This window comes from Desulfatiferula olefinivorans (assembly GCF_054657895.1).
Genome location: NZ_BAAHXV010000091.1, coordinates 1 through 1,760 on the forward strand (window position 1 = coordinate 1; position 1,760 = coordinate 1,760).

At 44.4% G+C, this 1,760-nt stretch carries 3 protein-coding genes; 2 read left to right on the top strand and 1 reads right to left on the bottom strand.

What is annotated here, in order from left to right; translation table 11 throughout:
• Window positions 1-82 precede the first annotated feature (82 nt).
• Both ACYQ11_RS21950 and ACYQ11_RS21955 read left to right on the top strand, forming a co-directional pair.
• Entirely contained in the window at window positions 83-343 is a 261-nt protein-coding gene (locus ACYQ11_RS21950) for a hypothetical protein (RefSeq protein WP_459925974.1), read from the top strand.
• Between the two features lie 148 nt (window positions 344-491).
• Complete coding sequence (locus ACYQ11_RS21955) at window positions 492-794, top strand: hypothetical protein (protein WP_459925975.1); 303 nt, start codon at window positions 492-494, stop codon at window positions 792-794.
• A 54-nt stretch (window positions 795-848) separates the two neighbouring features.
• Here the strand turns inward: ACYQ11_RS21955 and ACYQ11_RS21960 are convergent, their stop codons facing one another.
• Complete coding sequence (locus ACYQ11_RS21960; RefSeq protein ID WP_459925976.1) at window positions 849-1,046, bottom strand: hypothetical protein; 198 nt, start codon at window positions 1,044-1,046, stop codon at window positions 849-851.
• Window positions 1,047-1,760: the final 714 nt, after the last annotated feature.

The window sequence follows — 1,760 nt, forward strand, 5'->3', positions numbered from 1 at the left end:
TGAAGCACACGTTATACATTAAGATGGTTACTGGGGCAGGACATCGTTTACACTTTTAAGTATAATTTTTAGGATTTTTATTATGGAACCAGGTATAAATTTGGTAGTTATGATTGGTGCAGGCTTAATTGCCGGTTCGTTATCGGGACTTATTCCGTTTTTCGTAGCAAAATCAAGGGGAAGAATTAAATATGCATTATCCTCATTAATTGTTTGTACCTTATGTGGTGGTGCAGCTGGAATCGTTATATCACTTCCGCTTGCTTTAATTTTAATGGGTGTAGCATTTGCCTTACAAAAGATACCACCTGCATTAAATGAAAATGAAATTGTTAATCAATAAAATTGTATAACAATTGCTTCCACCGGACCGGGCTACAGCTTGTCCCTTTTGGAAGTCTTTAGTTTATCAACCTTTTTCGCCCATCTGCCCGGCGTCTCGTTTCGCCGCCCGGCCGGTGAAGCACACGTTAAATGTCCATAGGAAAAAAATGAATAATTTAATGGATAATTTACCTGACTTATCAGGTAGGTGTGTTTCAATATCAATAATGGATGATGATATTAGTCATGATTTAAATGACCCTCATTTTGAAATTCAGGGAGGTCGTTTATTTATAGTTGGAACAACCCCTAAAGGGTCAACGTCCTCTGATTGGATTGCTGGTTGTCAATGTGCAATTGCTTGGGACAGAGTTACTGACTACGTTGTATTTAAAAATTTAAAAGCCTATACAAAATCAATCAAAATCTCAGAAGAATTCCACAAGAATGATTCTGATGATGAAAAATAGACGCTAACATTTAACAAGCCCCTTGCACTCCGAGCGGGCTACAGCGCCGCGTTTTTAAACTTTAATTTTTAATCGTCCTTCTTCACTTTTTTGGTGGCTTTCGTTATTCGCCGCCCGCCGGGTGAAGGGCACGTTGGCAGTCTGACGAACGCCTGGGAAAAAAGTAGAAAATTGTTTTGCTCTTTCAAAAACAAATGATGTAAAGAAAACGGAGTTTGGGCTTTCTCCTGTCGAACGACTTTTCAAATTCACCCGCTGTCTCGTTCAGGGTGGCCCATCCGCTCAACCCTTGTGGCGGTTTCCGTCTCCCTCGTTCTCAGGGCGGGTCGCTCGTTCGAATGCTTTCACGGTTTTGATCAGCGTTTGGTTATGGTTGTTCTTTGTTACACCTGGCATATTGTTTCCACGTTCCCCGGCATTGGGTTCATCACGTCTTGTTCTCCATCGATTCGCCACCGTGATTCAATCTGCCAACAATTGCTTCCACCGGACCGGGCTACAGCTCGTCCCTTTTGGAAGTCTTTAGTTTTTCAACCTTTTTCGCCCATCTGCCCGGCGTCTCGGCTCGCCGCCCGGCCGGTGAAGCACACGTTGGCAGTCGGACGAACGCTTGGGGAAAAAGTAGAATATTGATTTGCTCTTTCAAAAAGAAATGATGTAAACAATTCGGGCAAGGGCATTTTCCTGTTGAGCGGCTCTTCAAATTCAACCGCTGTCTCGTTCAGGGTGGCCCATCTGCTCAACCCTTATGGCGGTTTCCGTCTCCCTCGTTCTCAGGGCGGCCCGCTCGTTCGAATGCTTTCACGACTTTGATCTGCGTTTGATTCTGGTTGTTCTTTGTCACACCTGGCATATTGTTTCCACGTTCCCCGGCATTGGGTTCATCACGTCCTGTTCCCCATCCATTAGCCACTGTGAATCAATCTGCCAACAATTGCTTCCACCGGACCGGGCTACAGCTTGTCC

Excerpts from the sequence above, each read along its gene's own strand:
- ACYQ11_RS21950 (WP_459925974.1), top strand. The coding sequence starts at position 83 with ATGGAACCAGGTATAAATTTGGTAGTTATGATTGGTGCAGGCTTAATT.
- ACYQ11_RS21955 (WP_459925975.1), top strand. The coding sequence starts at position 492 with ATGAATAATTTAATGGATAATTTACCTGACTTATCAGGTAGGTGTGTT.